The organism is Pseudomonas brassicacearum subsp. neoaurantiaca, from assembly GCF_013608025.1.
Lineage (GTDB): Bacteria > Pseudomonadota > Gammaproteobacteria > Pseudomonadales > Pseudomonadaceae > Aquipseudomonas.
The window spans coordinates 68,417-83,475 of the sequence record NZ_VDLV01000049.1 but is presented as its reverse complement, the minus strand read 5'-3'; the positions used below and the strand labels follow the sequence as shown (position 1 = coordinate 83,475).

Sequence of the window (15,059 nt, the reverse complement as noted above, 5' to 3'; positions counted from 1 at the left end):
ATAGTTACCGCACGTGCAGTTGCCTGAGCTGTCAGGCTTGTGACAGGTGCCGGGCAATGATTGACAGGGCGCGTGCGAAGCGGTGTTTAATCACCCCGTGGGTCCCTCACGCTGTTGCTACCTCCAACAATCATCCTGGAGCTTCAGATGTCCGCGCCATCCGATCATGCCGCTTCCTGCACCCTGTCTTTCGACGCCTTGGTGAACCTGCTCGAGCAGATTTTCCTCCGCCATGACACCTCGGCCGATGTCGCCCGCACGCTGGCCCTGAACTGTGCCGCCGCCGAGCGTGACGGTGCCCACAGCCATGGCGTGTTCCGCATACCCGGCTATGTCTCGACGCTGAACAGCGGCTGGGTCGATGGTCAAGCGGTGCCGGTGGTCGAAGACGTCGCCTCCGGGTTCGTCCGGGTGGACGCCTGCAACGGTTTTGCCCAGCCCGCCCTGGAAGCTGCCCGGCCACTGCTGGTGGAAAAAGCCCGCAGCGCCGGGATTGCGGTGCTGGCGATACGCAACTCCCACCATTTCGCGGCGCTTTGGCCGGATGTCGAGCCGTTTGCCTATGAGGGACTGGTGGCGCTGAGCGTGGTCAACAGCATGACCTGCGTGGTGCCCCATGGCGCGGACCGCCCGCTGTTCGGCACCAACCCCATCGCCTTCGCCGCGCCACGCGCCGGGGGCGAGCCGATCGTCTTCGACCTGGCCACCAGCGCCATTGCCCACGGTGATGTACAGATCGCCGCGCGCAAAGGCGAGCGGTTGCCACCCGGCATGGGCGTCGACAGCCTTGGCCAGCCGACCTGTGACCCGAAGGCGATCCTGGAAGGTGGCGCGCTTTTGCCGTTTGGCGGGCACAAGGGTTCGGCGCTGTCGATGATGGTCGAGTTACTGGCGGCGGCGTTGACCGGCGGGAATTTCTCTTTCGAATTCGATTGGCACAATCACCCGGGCGCCAAGACGCCGTGGACCGGGCAATTGCTGATCGTGATCGATCCAAGCAAGGCCGCCGGGCAAGGTTTCGCCGAGCGTAGCCAGGAACTGGTCAGGCAGATGCATGGGGTGGGATTGCGCCGGTTGCCGGGTGATCGTCGGCACCGTGAGCGCAGCAAGTCCAATGAGCAGGGGATCACACTGGACGAGCAGACGTTGGCGCAGTTGCGCGAACTGGCGGGGCTGTAAACCGCAAACAATGGGTTTTGTGGCGAGAGAGCAAGCTCCCTCGCCATCACCTTCTTAGCGACGCCCGAGCAACAACCCCACCACCAGGCCGAAGCCTGCGGAAATCGCGACGGTCTGCCATGGATGGCCGCCGATATAGACTTCCGTAGCGTCCACCATCGGGCGTGTACGCTCCCGCGCGCTGGCGACTGCGTCCAGGGCCTGTTGCAGCTTCTGGGCGATCTGGCCGCGCAGGTCCTCGGCATCTTCACCCACCAGGGCGGCGCTGCTCTTGAGCAACTTCTCCGACTCCTCGATCAACGCTTTCAGTTCGCTGAAGGCCTGATCCTTGATTTGCTCTCCGTTCGGTTGCGCGACGCTTCTACGAGCCATTGAGGTACTCCTTGAGGATGATGGCAGTGAACAGTGGAGTGTTGCGCTTGCTTGAAAGTTGCAGCACCGGCGTGCGTCACGCTGGCGCAGTAAAAATCGTGGTTAAGACGTTTCCGCTCAAGGTGTAAGATGGCGCCTATTTACGCAACAGGAAATTCCCCATGAGTTTCAATCTGGCTGACAGGCCCCTGGCCGAGCGCGCCGCGCTGGAAGATGAAAAATCCCGGCTCTTCGAGCTGTGGCAAAACAACCTGGGCAAGGCCAAGGGCGACGCCGCCCGATTGTTCGGCGAGCGCTCCAAGCGCAAGGGCAAATGGGCTGAATGGGTGCGTGCGGAATTGGACGGCATGTCGCCTCCGGAGTACGCCAACATGGTGCGCAGCGAGGTCAACCGCCTGATGGCCGCCAATAAATAAACATTCAAGCGAAGGTGGCGACGATCGCTTCGCGCACTTTGCTGGCCGCCGGATCCATTGGCGTGTGGGTTCGCCATCCGAGTTCGATGGGATAGCGGGGCAAGGCGAGCGGGCAGGGCAGCAATGCCAGGCCGCTGAGTGCCGCAATGGCCTTGGCGGCATGGCCCGGGATAGTCGCCACAGCCTGGCTGCCCTTGAGCAGGAACGGCAGCGCCGCGAAGTGAGTGGTCGAGGCACACACTCGCCGGCGCAAGCCGAGCCCGGCCAGCCCTTCGTCGGTGATGCCGATGAAACCGCCCGACGACACCAGCAGGTGCTCACGGGCCACGAAGGCTTCCAGGCTCAGGCTCTGCTCACCTTCCTCAAGGCTGGCCCGATCCACCAGGCAGGCGTAGTCACCTTCACCCAAGACCTGGCGACTGAGCAGCCGTTCGGTAAACCCTCCCGCAGTGATCGCCAAGTCGAGACTGCGTTCCATCAAGGCGCGGCCGACGATCTGGCTGTGGGTCTGGCGGAAAATCAAGCGCAGGCCCGGCGCTCGCCGTGCCACCTCCTCGATCAGTCGCCGCCCATGGCCGATCTCGAAATCATCGGATAATCCGACGATGACCGAGCGGCCCTCATAGTGGCTCGCGCCCGGATCGACCATCGCCAGGCTTTGCCGGCATTTGTCCAGCGCATCGCTGATCACCGGCTTCAACTGATTGGCCCGCAGCGTCGGAGCGAGGCCGCGCCCGGTGCGCACGAACAGTTGATCGTCATACAGCCCTCGAAGCCTGCGCAACGCGGCGCTGATAGCCGACTGAGTCACGCCCAGGCGCAGGGCCGCGCGGCTGGCGCTGGATTCATCGTGCAAGGCTTCGAAGGTTTTCAGCAGGTTCAGGTCTACGTCGGCGATATTCATTTGGTTCATATCTTTTAGCAGCGTGCTGGGCTTTATTCATGATCCATCGGCACCGGAGAATCGGCAATACCTGAAATCACGGAGTTCAAGACCATGCCCAAGTCCATTGTCGCTGCCTTGCAGATCGGTTCGTTGCCGGGGGGCAAAGCCGAAACCCTGGCGCAGATTCTTTCCTACGAAGAGGCCATTCGTGAAGCTGGCGCTCGTTTGGTGGTGATGCCCGAGGCGTTGCTAGGCGGCTATCCCAAGGGCGAGGGTTTCGGAACCCAGTTGGGTTATCGGTTGCCGGAAGGGCGCGAGGCCTTTGCGCGTTACTTCGCCAACGCAATCGACGTGCCGGGCGTCGAGACGGAGGCGTTGGCCGGTTTATCGGCGCGTACTGGAGCCAGCCTGGTGCTGGGTGTCATCGAGCGTGTTGGCAATACCTTGTACTGCACCGCGTTGTATTTCGAGCCGGACGCAGGCTTGGTCGCCAAGCACCGCAAGCTGATGCCCACCGGCACGGAGCGACTGATCTGGGGCAAGGGCGATGGCTCGACGTTGCCGGTGATCGACAGCCAGGTGGGGCGCGTGGGCGCAGCGGTGTGTTGGGAGAACATGATGCCGCTGCTGCGCACGGCCATGTACGCCAAAGGCGTGGACGTCTGGTGTGCGCCAACCGTGGACGAGCGGGAAATGTGGCAGGTGAGCATGCGTCATATCGCCCACGAAGGACGGTGTTTCGTAGTGAGTGCCTGTCAAGTCCAGGCGTCACCGCAGGCGCTGGGCATCGACGTGGCGAACTGGCCGGCGGAGCGGCCCTTGATCGCGGGCGGCAGCGTGATTGTCGGGCCGATGGGGGATGTGCTGGCCGGACCGTTGAAAGGCACTGCCGGGTTATTGACCGCTGAAATCGACACAGACGAGCTGGTGCGGGCGCGCTATGACTATGACGTGGTGGGTCACTATGCCCGGCCGGATGTGTTCGAATTGGTGGTGGATGAGCGCGCCAAGCCGGGCGTGCGTTTTACCAACTAATCACCAAGTGGCCGTGGATCCCGGCAAGTCGAGGGTGCCGCGGTCGACGAAGCGCATCGTGCCGAACAATCCGCCAGCGAGTTTGCCCTTGAGCACATAAGGCAGGTTGTCGAGGCTTTGGGTCTGGCTCAGGCCCAGAGTCTGGCGCAATACCGAGAAAGCCGAAATGCTCACCGGTATGCTCAGGATGCCTTCGGAAAAACGAGGGATCGAGCCGGTCTGGTCGCTGACCCCGGTCGCCAGTGTATGGCCGTTGACCTCCAGGTCCAGCGCTACGCCGTTGTAGTCGATGGTGGTTTCGTTGGGGTTCTGCAAACGCAGTTTCACCGCAAAGCGCATCTCCAGGCCCTGGCTGGGCAAAGGTTCGATGCCGACCACATTGATGTTCAGCGGGTCTCGGTGCTGGAAGAGGGTGCAGGCGTTCAGGCTGAGTACCGCCAGGACGAGCGACAAGCCGAGGATTTTGCGCATGGAAATCTTCTCATCGAGACGGGTGGGCACAACGATAACACTGGATGAAGCCAGTATCCGTGGCGAAGGTATGGTCCTCCTGACAGTTTCTGACACCAGCCTCTGCTAATCTGCTGCGAATTTCCTTCGGATCTTTTCTATCGTGTCGCGAACCACTCGGCTGCTCACGTTGCTGCAAGTCTTGCGGGGCAAGCGATGCCCGGCCACCGCCGCGACATTGGCGAGCGAGTTGAAGGTGTCCGAGCGCACGCTGTATCGCGATATCGCCGAACTTACGGCGATGGGCGCGCCGATCCAGGGCGAGGCGGGCATCGGCTATGTGTTGCGCAGCGGGCTGTTCCTGCCCCCCTTGATGTTCACCGCCGATGAGATCGAAGCCATCGTGCTGGGCTTGCGCTACGTCGACCAGCGCGGCGATGAGGTGCTGGGCAAAGCTGCGGCCGACGCCTTGGCGAAGGTCGATGCCGTGCTGGCACCGGGTTTACGGGACGCCTTGCATAATCCGACGGTACTGCCGGGCCCCCCGGGTTATGGCTACCCACAGAACATCGTTGACCTGAACGTCTATCGCCAGGCCATTCGCACTCAGGCCAAGCTGCACATCGATTACGCCGACGTGAACAAGAACCCGAGCCAGCGCTTGATCTGGCCCCTGGCCCTGGGTTTTTTCAACGAGGCCCGGGTGGTGGTGGCCTGGTGTGAATTGCGCGGCGCCTATCGAACCTTTCGCACCGATCGGATCGCCGCCGCGACTGCCCAGGGTGAGCGTTATCCGGGCCGGCGCAGCGATTTGTTGCGGGCCTGGTTTGCACTGATGAACCTGGATGAAGCCGGGCGTTTCACTCCTGACAAAAACTGACATGACGCTGTTTTAGCATGGCTGCGGATCGATACAACAAGGAGCCCTGACATGTCCAACCCCGTCTCTTCCCTTGCTCCGGCGATTGCCGGTTACATCGCCGCGGCCAACGCCCGCGACAGCTCGGCGGCGACGCGTTTCTTTGCCGAGAATGCCAACGTCTTCGATGAGGGTCATCACCGGGTCGGTACCCAGGCCATCGCCCAATGGATGGAAGACACCGCGCGACGTTATGAGCCACGGGTCGAAGTGCTCAACGTACAGCAACGTACCGGAAAGGTACTGGTCCACAACCTGATTTCGGGAACCTTCCCCGGCAGCCCGCTGGAGTTGCGCTATACGTTCCGGCTCGATGAGCAGGGGAAGATCAGTCGGTTGGATATTTCCGTGTAGTTTTTGCGTGAGAGGTAGGAGCGAAGCTGTGGCGAGGGCGCTTGCTCCCGCTGGGCTGCTGTAGGAGCTGCCGAAGGCTGCGATCTTTTGATCTAGATCTTTCGCTTTAGACTCAACTGGCTTTGGAAAGATCGCAGCCTCGCTTCGCTCGGCAGCTCCTACAGCGCAGCCCAGCGGGAGCAGGTTTGGGGTGAACCATAGGCAGCGAAACACTCTCCGGGTTGCGCTGCATGGCATACTCGCCACCTTCGCCTTCCGGACCCGGGTCGCATGATTTTCAAATCCCCCTTGAGCGCTTGGCAGCATGCCATCGAACATCACGGTTTCGTCCAGGATGAAGCCCAGGAGCTGGCCATCATGGCCTTGGAACAATGCCATAAGGCGTTGCACGAAGGCCGCAATTCGATCAAGGGTGTGTATCTCTGGGGCCCGGTTGGGCGCGGCAAGACTTGGCTCATGGATCGCTTCTACGAAAGCCTCGAGGTGCCGGCCCGTCGCCAACACTTCCACCATTTCATGGCCTGGGTGCACCAACGCTCATTCCAGCTCACCGGCACGCCTGACCCGTTGCAGGCCTTGGCCCGAGAGTTGAGTCGCGAGGTGCGAGTGTTGTGTTTCGACGAGTTGTTCGTCACGGACATCGGCGACGCCATCATCCTTGGTCGCCTCTTCCAGGTGATGTTCGAGCTGGGCATGGTGGTGGTCAGCACCTCCAACCTGCCGCCCGACGAGCTCTACGCCAATGGCCACAACCGCGAGCGGTTCCTGCCGACCATTACCGCGATCAAGCAGCACATGCAGGTCGTTCCCGTGAATGGCTGGCAGGACCATCGCCAGCATCCGGGCATGCTGCAACAGCGCTATTGGCTGCGCGATCCCGGCCTGGTCGATCCATTGGCGGATGTGTTTGCCCGGTTGAGCGCGGGGCAGGCGTCGAGCAGCGCGCCGGTTGAGGTGGGCCATCGCCTGGTCGTTCCGGTGCAGGCCAGCGACACGGTGCTTTGGAGTCGTTACCCGGACCTGTGCGAGCAACCGTTTTCGGCGGTGGATTTCATGGCGCTGTGCGACCGCTTCAAGGCGATCCTGCTCAGCGACGTGCCTAATTTGAGCGCCGAGCAGCGCGAAGGGCGCATTGCCCGTGGCACTGAAGATGGGATCGAGCGGGTCGAGGCCGGTGATCGTGAACTGCCGCAGTTGTCGGTTCACGACGATGGCGTGCGGCGATTCATCGCCCTGGTCGACGAATGTTATGACCGCAAGGTGCCGTTGTACCTGTCGGCCGAGGTGCCGATGGACCAGTTGTACACCGAGGGCTATCTGCAATTCCCGTTTCGCCGTACCCTCAGTCGCCTCCAGGAAATGCAATTGCAACGTTTCGGTCAGTTCGCCTGACCTGAACCCTGCCGGCGACCACGCCGCCGGCCTTATCGAAACGAGATGGAACAATCATGGAAGAAGCCAAGGACATCCTTGTACTCCAAGCCAGCTACACCAATCCGGTCCACGCGCAAGCGATCTGTCATGTGCTCAACGGCTATGCCGAGGACCCGATGGGAGGAGGCCATTCGTTGCCGGCCGAGGTGCTTGCGCATTTGCCTGAAGAACTGGCCAAGCGCGCCCATGCCTTCAGCGTACTGGCGTTCGTCAATGGCGAACCGGCGGGATTGGTCAACTGCTTCGAGGGCTTTTCCACGTTTGCCTGCCGGCCTTTGGCGAACGTCCATGACGTTGCCGTGATGCCGGAGTTTCGCGGGATGGGCCTGAGTCAGAAGATGCTGCGCAAAGTCGAAGACATCGCTCGCCAACGGGGGTGCTGCAAGATCACTCTGGAGGTGCTGGAAGGCAATGCCGCGGCTCAGGCCAGTTACGCCAAGTTCGGTTTTGCCCCCGGCATGTTCGATCCGGCCCACGGCCTCATGCAGTTCTGGATCAAGCCCCTGTAACAGCGGGCTTCAACCGGTTCCGACTATTTCTGTACGACCTGTCCCGCTGGCCCCCTGGGTTTCATGAGGCTGAAGTCGATCAATGCCTTGTGCTGGCTCTCGTACGGATTGCCGATCAACAGTGGCCTGGCCGTGAACGCATCGCTGACCAGGCTTTTGCTGCGGTCCAGTTCGTCGAAGCTCAAGCCGGCCATGTCCGCCCAGGTATGGATCAGGTGCGAACTGCTGTAAGGGCGTTCCAGGTCGCCGGCGAGGTTCCAATCATGGGTTTCGCGCCATTTCGGCGAGGCCCAGGCCATGAATGGAATGGTATACATCGGCGCGGTCGGTTTGCCCTCGTTGCGCCCCAGGGTCTCATGCCCCGGCGAATCGAATACGTCTTCACCGTGATCCGACAGGTACAGCAGGAAACCGTTGGGGTCGGTCTTGGCGTAGTCCTTGATCAGGCTGGACACCACGAAGTCGTTGTACAGCACCGCGTTATCGTAGCTGTTGTAGGTCGGGACCTGGTCGTCACGTACGCCCGCCGGTACGCCTTGGCGGTCAGTGAACTTGTCGAAGGTTGGCGGATAACGGTACTGATAGCTCATGTGCGTGCCGAGCAGGTGCACCACGATCAGCTTGCGCGGCGCGGTATCGGCCAATGCCTTGTTGAACGGTTCGATCACGTCGCCATCGTACTGGGCGGCATTCTGGTTGCGGTTGTTGTTCAGGTACACCTGCTCGTCGGCCTGCTGGGAGAAGGTCGTGAGCATGGTGTTGCGCTTGGTCATGGTCTGCTGGTTGGTGATCCAGAAGGTCTTGTAGCCGGCCTGTTTCATCATGCTCACCAACGACGGCGTGCTCAGGTAGAGGTCCGGGTTTTCCTCGTCGGCGAACGTCAACACCTGTTGCAGCGCTTCGATGGTGTAGGGGCGCGGGGTGATGACATTGTCGAACACCGCGAGCTGGTCCTTGAGCTTGTCCAGTTCCGGCGTGGTTTCCCTGGGGTAGCCGTAGAGGCTCATGCGCTGGCGGTTGGTCGATTCGCCGATGACCAGGACCAGCGTTGCGGGCTGGTTGGCCATGGTGTCCTTGAGGTTGCTCAAGGGCGCGATGGTGCTGGCGCTGTGAAGCATGCCTTGCATGTTCTCCAGCTGTTCGGTGTAGCGACGGTACGCCACCACCATCTGCCACGGCACGGCCGGCTCGATGCGATCCTCGAATTTCTCCAGGCCGCCGGCGAGGGTGCCGGTGCGCTGGGTCTGCTTGATCAAGGGATAACCCACCACGGCGACCATGATCACGGCGGCGGCAACCACTGCCTGGCCTCGCGGAAGATAAACCGGGCGCAGCCGGGTCCAGAGGAAATAGCCCACCAACGTGTGGGCGAGGAACGCTGGGACCATCCACCAGGCAAAATACTGGGTCATGTATTCGCCCGCTTCGGCCACGTTCGATTCGAACATGATGAAGATGACGCTTTGGGAAAATTCCTGCTGGTAGATGAAGAAATAGCCCAGGCTTGCCATGGAACACGCCCACAGCACCACGCCGATCAATGCGGCGAGTAGGCGAGTGCGGGCAGGAAAGAGCAGCATCGGCGCCAGCCACAGGGCGCTCATCACGAAGGCCTGGCGAAAGCCGGTGAAGCCGGAGGTGTCGCTCAGCAGGATGAGTAATTGGGTGATGCCGGAAAAGTACCAGAAGAATAGAAACAGCCAGCCGAGCCCGGCCCAGTCAAAACCTTTCGCAGTCGTTTTGCTGCGTTTGAACACACTCATCAAGCGCTCCAGCCCCCATCGACGAAGCTGTTGGCACCGGATTGGTGCTCATGGCATTCGACGAAAAATTCAGTGCGCGGGAGTATTAAGGGAAGGATGTGAAAACTTCGTGAGTTTTTTGGTTACGAATTGCTTGTGGCAGGAGCTTTTTGAAGCGACACCGGCTTGCCCGGTGTCACTTCAACTGCCTTGCCTCTGGGACAGGTGGGTTCAGCGAGCCAAAGCCTGGCCCTGGCAAGGAAGCTGTGCGTGTTTCAACTGCAAGCGCAACTGCGTCACTTCATCAAGCAGCAGATCACGCTCTTCTTTCAGCAGGCGTAATTCGTCGCGACGAATGGTCACGTAAAGGGTTTGGGGAGGACGTGCGGTAACGACTGGGCCCATTGCTCACCTCGCAAATGGCGTACATCAACTAGAGAGATGTCGCCAGTTTTTTTGGTCGACACCTCTTTATCGGCGCCGATTCTGAATACTTTTGCTCGTGAATGGAACTTTTTTATTTTTCATGGTCGCCGTGTCTTCGGCCGGTTTTTGAACGTTATCCTTTGTGATCGGGCGATTTACCCGGAAACTATGCCGCAATGCTCTGGACTAACCTCCACAAGTCATTTGAGCTAAACCTTTGACACACCTTTATTTGTAGTAGGGAGCATCAGCACATGCAACTCGGGATCATTGGACTGGGCCGCATGGGCGGCAATATTGCACGGCGCCTGATGCTCAAAGGGCACACCACCGTCGTGTATGACCGCAATGCCGCTTTCGTCGAAAACCTGAGCCAGGAAGGCGCAACGGGCGTCGCGGACCTGCCGGCGTTGGTCGCCGGGCTGGAGAAGCCACGGGCCGTCTGGGTCATGCTGCCGGCCGGCGCGCCTACGGAAGACACCATCAACGCGTTGAGCGCGCTGCTCGAGCCGGGCGACGTGATCATCGATGGCGGAAACACGTATTACAAGGACGACATCCGTCGTGCCCAGGCCCTGTCGGAAAAAGGCCTGAGCTACATCGACGTCGGCACCTCCGGCGGCGTCTGGGGGCTTGAGCGCGGCTACTGCATGATGATCGGCGGGGATGCCGATGTCGTCCGGCGCCTGGACCCGTTGTTTGCCAGCCTGGCGCCGGGCATGGGCGATATCCCACGCACCCGAGACCGCAAGTCCGACGACGATCGTGCCGAGCGCGGCTACATCCATGCCGGTCCGGCCGGTGCCGGGCATTTTGTGAAGATGATCCATAACGGCATCGAATACGGAATGATGCAGGCCTTCGCCGAAGGCTTCGACATCCTCAAGACCAAGTCCAGCGAAAGCCTGCCGCCCGAGCAGCGGTTCGACCTGAACGTCGCCGATATCGCCGAAGTCTGGCGACGTGGCAGCGTGGTTTCGTCCTGGCTGCTGGACCTGACCGCAGATGCGCTGGCCAGCGATCCGAAACTGGATGGTTTCTCCGGCGAAGTCGCCGACAGCGGGGAAGGGCGCTGGACCATTGAGGCGGCCATCGAACAAGCGGTGCCGGTGCCAGTGCTGTCCAGTTCGCTGTTCGCGCGTTTCCGCTCCCGTCAGCAGGCCACATATGGCGACAAAATGTTGTCGGCGATGCGCTTCGGCTTCGGTGGCCACGTGGAGACGCCGAAAAAATGACTTCGATCGGCAGGAAATCCAAGGCAGAACCCGCGCCACCGACCACGCTGTTCCTGTTCGGTGCCCATGGGGATCTGGTCAAGCGCTTGCTCATGCCGGCGCTTTACCACCTCAGCCGTGACGGGCTGCTCGGCGATGGCCTGCAAATCATCGGTGTCGACCACAACGCCATCAGCGATGTGGATTTTGCGAAAAAACTCGAGGATTTCATCCGTAACGAGGCGCAGGGCAAGGGCGTCGATCCTGATCGGGCGCTCGATCCGGCGCTGTGGGCCAAGTTGGCCCAGGGCATCGGTTACGTCCAGGGTGATTTCCTCGATGACAGTACCTACCAGGCGCTGGCGGCGAAAATCGCCGCCAGCGGTACCGGCAACGCGGTCTTCTACCTGGCGACCGCGCCACGCTTTTTCAGTGAAGTGGTTCGCCGCCTTGGCGCGGCCGGGCTGCTTGAGGAACAGGATGGCGCCTTCCGGCGCGTGGTGATCGAGAAGCCGTTCGGCTCCGACCTGCAAACCGCCGAGGCGCTCAACGCTTGCCTGCTCAAGGTCATGGGCGAGAAACAGATCTATCGGATCGACCATTACCTGGGCAAGGAAACGGTGCAGAACATTCTGGTCAGCCGTTTCTCCAACAGCCTCTTCGAGGCGTTCTGGAACAATCATTACATCGATCACGTGCAGATTACCGCCGCCGAAACCGTCGGCGTGGAAACCCGCGGCAGTTTTTATGAGCACACTGGGGCTCTGCGGGACATGGTGCCCAACCACTTGTTCCAGTTGCTGGCGATGGTTGCGATGGAGCCACCCGCGGCGTTCGGCGCTGACGCGGTGCGTGGCGAGAAGGCCAAGGTGGTCGGGGCGATCCGGCCCTGGTCGGTGGAGCAGGCCCGCGCCAATTCGGTACGTGGCCAATACACCGCCGGGGAAGTCGGCGGCAACGCGGTCAAAGGCTACCGCGAGGAAGCCAATGTCGCGGCCGACAGCAGCACCGAAACCTACGTCGCCCTCAAGGTGATGATCGACAACTGGCGTTGGGTCGGCGTGCCGTTCTACCTGCGCACCGGCAAGCGCATGAGCGTGCGCGACACGGAAATCGTCATCTGTTTCAAGCCGGCGCCTTACGCGCAGTTTCGCGACACCGAAGTCGATGAATTGCAACCTACGTACCTGAGAATCCAGATCCAGCCCAACGAAGGCATGTGGTTCGACCTATTGGCCAAGCGGCCCGGGCCAGCCCTCGACATGGCGAATATCGAATTGGGTTTTGCCTATAAGGATTTCTTCGAAATGCAGCCGTCAACGGGTTACGAAACCCTGATCTACGATTGCCTGACGGGCGACCAGACATTATTCCAGCGTGCCGACAACATCGAAAACGGTTGGCGCGCGGTGCAGCCATTCCTCGATGCCTGGCGGGAAGATGCAACGGTCCAGACGTATCAGGCCGGTGAAGATGGCCCTGCAGCCGCCGATGAATTGCTGACTCGCGATGGTCGCGTCTGGCATGGTCTCGGATGAGTGATCAGGTGAAAGGCCCCATCCGCTTCTTGCTCAGCGACATGGACGGCACGTTGTTGCTGCCCGATCACAGTCTCAACCAGCGCACGATTCAAGCCGTTCGTTCATTGCGCGAGGCCGGCGTGCTGTTCAGTCTTGCCACCGGGCGTCCTCCGCGGGCCATGTTGCAGCAGATCGAAGCCTTGGGCGTCGACTTGCCCACGGCGGCGTTCAACGGCGGGACGCTGGTGCATCCGGACGGCAGCTTCCTGGCTGTTCACTACTTGCCGCCCGAGGCGGCGCTGACCACGTTGGCGCTGTACGCCGATCAGCCCGGCATCGAGGTCTGGGTGTTTGCCGATGGCGACTGGCTGGTGCGCGACGCCAACGGTCCGATGGTGCCGGTTGAAACCCGTGGCCTGGGCTATCCACCGGTGGAAGTGGAGAGTTTCGAACCGTATCTGGAACGCATCGACAAGATCGTCGCGACCAGCGCCAACACGGACCTGCTGGTAGAGCTGGAGGCGCGCTTGCATCCGCTGCTCAAAGGCCAGGCCCAGGTGTCGCGTTCACAACCGATCTATCTGGACGTAACGGCGATGAAGGCGAACAAGGGTGAGGCGCTGTCGACCCTGGCGGAGTTCCTGGGTGTACCACTGGAGCAAACCGCCGCCATGGGCGACGGTGGCAACGATCCGGCGATGTTCCATCGCGCGGGGCTGTCGATTGCAATGGGCCAGGCGGAAGAGGCGATCAAGCGCCAGGCGGATGTCGTTACCGCAGCCAACACCGAAGACGGTGCGGCATTGGCGATCGAACGGTACATCCTGCCGCGCTAGATAATCCCCTACATACTTGTGGCGAGGGGATTTATCCCCGCTGGGCTGCGTAGCGGCCCCCAAACCAGCCAACTCGGTATATCCAAAAGATTGAGTTCACTGTTTTAGGGGCTGCTACGCAGCCCAACGGGGATAAATCCCCTCGCCACAGAGAGTCATGCCTCTTCAGTAATGGCGTTACAGCCAGTAAGTCACCGCATACCAGCCCAGGCCACCCATCACCACCGTATAAGGCAGCGCCATCCAGACCATGCGGCCATAGGACAGGCGAACCAGCGGGGCAATGGCCGACGTCAGCAGGAACAGGAAAGCCGCCTGGCCGTTGGGCGTGGCGACGCTGGGCAAGTTGGTGCCGGTGTTGATGGCGACCGCCAGGGTCTCGAAGTGTTCCTGGCTCATGTTGCCAGCGACAAAGGCTTGCTTCACTTCGGTGATATAGATCGTCGCGACGAAGACGTTATCGCTGATGGCCGACAACAGGCCGTTGGCGATGAACAGCATGCCAGGCTGCTGGTCGGCCGGCAGCGCCAACACCCATTGGATCAATGGCGAGAACAGGTGTTGGTCATGAATGACCGCGACCACGGCGAAGAACACCACCAGCAGCGCGGTAAAGGGCATGGCGTCCTTGAACGCGCTACCGAGCCTGTGCTCGTCGGTGATACCGGTGAATGCCGTGATCAGCACGATGACTGTCAGACCGATCAGCCCGACTTCGGCCAGGTGCAGGGCCAGGGCCACGATCAGGATCAGCGCGGCGATACCCTGGACGATGAGGGCAGCACGCTGGCGTGCGGTGCGCTCACGATTGTCCTCCTCGGCATAATCGGCCAATACCGCCCGGACGTTATCCGGCAGCAGCGTGCCGTAGCCGAACCAGCGCAGCTTCTCCAGCGCCACGCAAGTCACCAGCCCGGCCACGAGCACGGGTAGCGACACTGGCGCGACCTTGATGAAGAAGTCGACGAAATGCCAGCCCATTTCATGGCCGATCAGCAGGTTCTGCGGCTCGCCCACCAAGGTGCATACGCCGCCCAACGCGGTGCCCACGGCGCCATGCATCAGCAGGCTGCGCAGGAAGGCCCGGAACTGTTCCAGGTCCTGATGGTGCAATGACGGCAGGTCATGGTCTTCATCGACGCTGCTGTCCTGGCGCGGGTCATTGCCCGAGGCCACGCGGTGGTACACCGCATAGAAACCCACCGCGGCACTGATTATCACCGCTGTCACGGTCAGCGCATCGAGGAATGCCGACAGGAACGCCGAGAGGAAGCAGAACATCAAGGCCAATACTGCCTTGGAACGCACGCCCAACAGCAGGCGCGAGAACAGGAACAGCAGCAGGTCCTTCATGAAGTAGATACCGGCCACCATGAACATCAACAACAGGATGACCGGGAAGTTGTGGACCAGTTCGTCGTACAGCGCCTTTGGCGTGGTCATGCCCAGCGCCACGGCTTGCAGGACCAACAGACCGCCAGGCATCAGCGGGTAGCATTTCAAGGCCATGGCCAGCGTGAAAATGAACTCCAGGACCAGCATCCAGCCGGCGACGACCGGACCCAGCGTAAAGAACGCCAACGCATTGAGAATCAGGAAAACGATGACGCACGCTTTGTACCAGCGTGGAGAATGCCCCAGGAAGTTGTGCGCAAAAGCTTGAGCCATTTGACCGGACATTGGCTGCTCCTTTTAATTAGAAGCGCGCAACTTGCCGTAAGCCATGAGGAATATCAAGCGTAGGACTTGTTACCGCTAGCCGAAAGG

At 61.0% G+C, this 15,059-nt stretch carries 16 protein-coding genes; 10 read left to right on the top strand and 6 right to left on the bottom strand.

Features of this window, described 5'->3' with window-relative positions; genetic code table 11:
• The first annotated feature begins 147 nt into the window (after nucleotides 1-147).
• Nucleotides 148-1,179, top strand: coding sequence for an Ldh family oxidoreductase (locus FHK92_RS23090; RefSeq protein ID WP_181290148.1), 1,032 nt, complete (start codon nucleotides 148-150; stop codon nucleotides 1,177-1,179).
• Between the two features lie 54 nt (nucleotides 1,180-1,233).
• On the opposite strand, the gene FHK92_RS23085 is transcribed toward FHK92_RS23090, so the two are convergent.
• Nucleotides 1,234-1,551, bottom strand: coding sequence for a DUF883 family protein (locus FHK92_RS23085; RefSeq protein WP_030142726.1), 318 nt, complete (start codon nucleotides 1,549-1,551; stop codon nucleotides 1,234-1,236).
• 161 nt (nucleotides 1,552-1,712) lie between these two features.
• Here FHK92_RS23085 and FHK92_RS23080 point away from each other — a divergent pair, with 161 nt between their 5' ends.
• The gene (locus FHK92_RS23080) at nucleotides 1,713-1,967 is read left to right on the top strand and encodes a hypothetical protein (protein WP_039591001.1); all 255 of its coding nucleotides are present in this window, start codon (nucleotides 1,713-1,715) and stop codon (nucleotides 1,965-1,967) included.
• A 4-nt stretch (nucleotides 1,968-1,971) separates the two neighbouring features.
• Here the strand turns inward: FHK92_RS23080 and FHK92_RS23075 are convergent, their stop codons facing one another.
• Nucleotides 1,972-2,880 (bottom strand): LysR substrate-binding domain-containing protein, encoded by a 909-nt coding sequence (locus FHK92_RS23075; protein ID WP_181290147.1) that lies wholly within the window; start codon nucleotides 2,878-2,880, stop codon nucleotides 1,972-1,974.
• Between the two features lie 84 nt (nucleotides 2,881-2,964).
• Here FHK92_RS23075 and FHK92_RS23070 point away from each other — a divergent pair, with 84 nt between their 5' ends.
• Nucleotides 2,965-3,888 carry a carbon-nitrogen hydrolase family protein gene (locus tag FHK92_RS23070; RefSeq protein WP_181290146.1) on the top strand — a complete coding sequence of 308 codons (924 nt, stop codon included), beginning with the start codon at nucleotides 2,965-2,967 and terminating at the stop codon, nucleotides 3,886-3,888.
• Here the strand turns inward: FHK92_RS23070 and FHK92_RS23065 are convergent, their stop codons facing one another.
• The gene (locus FHK92_RS23065; protein WP_181290145.1) at nucleotides 3,889-4,359 is read right to left on the bottom strand and encodes an LEA type 2 family protein; all 471 of its coding nucleotides are present in this window, start codon (nucleotides 4,357-4,359) and stop codon (nucleotides 3,889-3,891) included. It abuts the gene before it with no gap.
• 142 nt (nucleotides 4,360-4,501) lie between these two features.
• Here FHK92_RS23065 and FHK92_RS23060 point away from each other — a divergent pair, with 142 nt between their 5' ends.
• The 4 genes from FHK92_RS23060 to FHK92_RS23045 all read left to right on the top strand — a co-directional run bounded on the left by FHK92_RS23060 (nucleotide 4,502) and on the right by FHK92_RS23045 (nucleotide 7,554).
• Entirely contained in the window at nucleotides 4,502-5,218 is a 717-nt protein-coding gene (locus FHK92_RS23060; protein ID WP_181290144.1) for a helix-turn-helix transcriptional regulator, read from the top strand.
• A 51-nt stretch (nucleotides 5,219-5,269) separates the two neighbouring features.
• A complete protein-coding gene (locus FHK92_RS23055) occupies nucleotides 5,270-5,611 on the top strand; it encodes a nuclear transport factor 2 family protein (protein WP_181290143.1) in 342 nt (113 codons plus the stop codon).
• 270 nt (nucleotides 5,612-5,881) lie between these two features.
• Nucleotides 5,882-7,003 (top strand): cell division protein ZapE, encoded by a 1,122-nt coding sequence (gene zapE / locus FHK92_RS23050; RefSeq protein ID WP_181290142.1) that lies wholly within the window; start codon nucleotides 5,882-5,884, stop codon nucleotides 7,001-7,003.
• A 56-nt stretch (nucleotides 7,004-7,059) separates the two neighbouring features.
• Nucleotides 7,060-7,554 carry a GNAT family N-acetyltransferase gene (locus FHK92_RS23045; RefSeq protein WP_181290141.1) on the top strand — a complete coding sequence of 165 codons (495 nt, stop codon included), beginning with the start codon at nucleotides 7,060-7,062 and terminating at the stop codon, nucleotides 7,552-7,554.
• 23 nt (nucleotides 7,555-7,577) lie between these two features.
• On the opposite strand, the gene FHK92_RS23040 is transcribed toward FHK92_RS23045, so the two are convergent.
• Both FHK92_RS23040 and FHK92_RS23035 read right to left on the bottom strand, forming a co-directional pair.
• A complete protein-coding gene (locus FHK92_RS23040) occupies nucleotides 7,578-9,317 on the bottom strand; it encodes a phosphoethanolamine transferase CptA (protein WP_181290140.1) in 1,740 nt (579 codons plus the stop codon).
• Nucleotides 9,318-9,527: 210 nt separating this feature from the next.
• Nucleotides 9,528-9,701 carry a DUF6026 family protein gene (locus FHK92_RS23035; RefSeq protein WP_181290139.1) on the bottom strand — a complete coding sequence of 58 codons (174 nt, stop codon included), beginning with the start codon at nucleotides 9,699-9,701 and terminating at the stop codon, nucleotides 9,528-9,530.
• 251 nt (nucleotides 9,702-9,952) lie between these two features.
• On the opposite strand from FHK92_RS23035, the gene gnd reads away from it, so the two are divergent.
• The 3 genes from gnd to FHK92_RS23020 are packed head-to-tail and all read left to right on the top strand — an operon-like array spanning nucleotide 9,953 to nucleotide 13,292.
• Nucleotides 9,953-10,957, top strand: coding sequence for a phosphogluconate dehydrogenase (NAD(+)-dependent, decarboxylating) (gnd, locus tag FHK92_RS23030; RefSeq protein ID WP_309109618.1), 1,005 nt, complete (start codon nucleotides 9,953-9,955; stop codon nucleotides 10,955-10,957).
• Complete coding sequence (gene zwf / locus FHK92_RS23025) at nucleotides 10,954-12,474, top strand: glucose-6-phosphate dehydrogenase (protein WP_181290137.1); 1,521 nt, start codon at nucleotides 10,954-10,956, stop codon at nucleotides 12,472-12,474. The genes gnd and zwf overlap by 4 nt, the downstream gene beginning before the upstream one ends.
• Entirely contained in the window at nucleotides 12,471-13,292 is an 822-nt protein-coding gene (locus tag FHK92_RS23020; RefSeq protein ID WP_181290136.1) for an HAD family hydrolase, read from the top strand. Before zwf ends, FHK92_RS23020 begins: the two co-directional genes overlap by 4 nt.
• 177 nt (nucleotides 13,293-13,469) lie before the next feature.
• Here FHK92_RS23020 and nhaB read toward each other — a convergent pair whose 3' ends face one another.
• Entirely contained in the window at nucleotides 13,470-14,972 is a 1,503-nt protein-coding gene (gene nhaB, locus FHK92_RS23015; RefSeq protein WP_181290135.1) for a sodium/proton antiporter NhaB, read from the bottom strand.
• Nucleotides 14,973-15,059 lie beyond the last annotated feature (87 nt).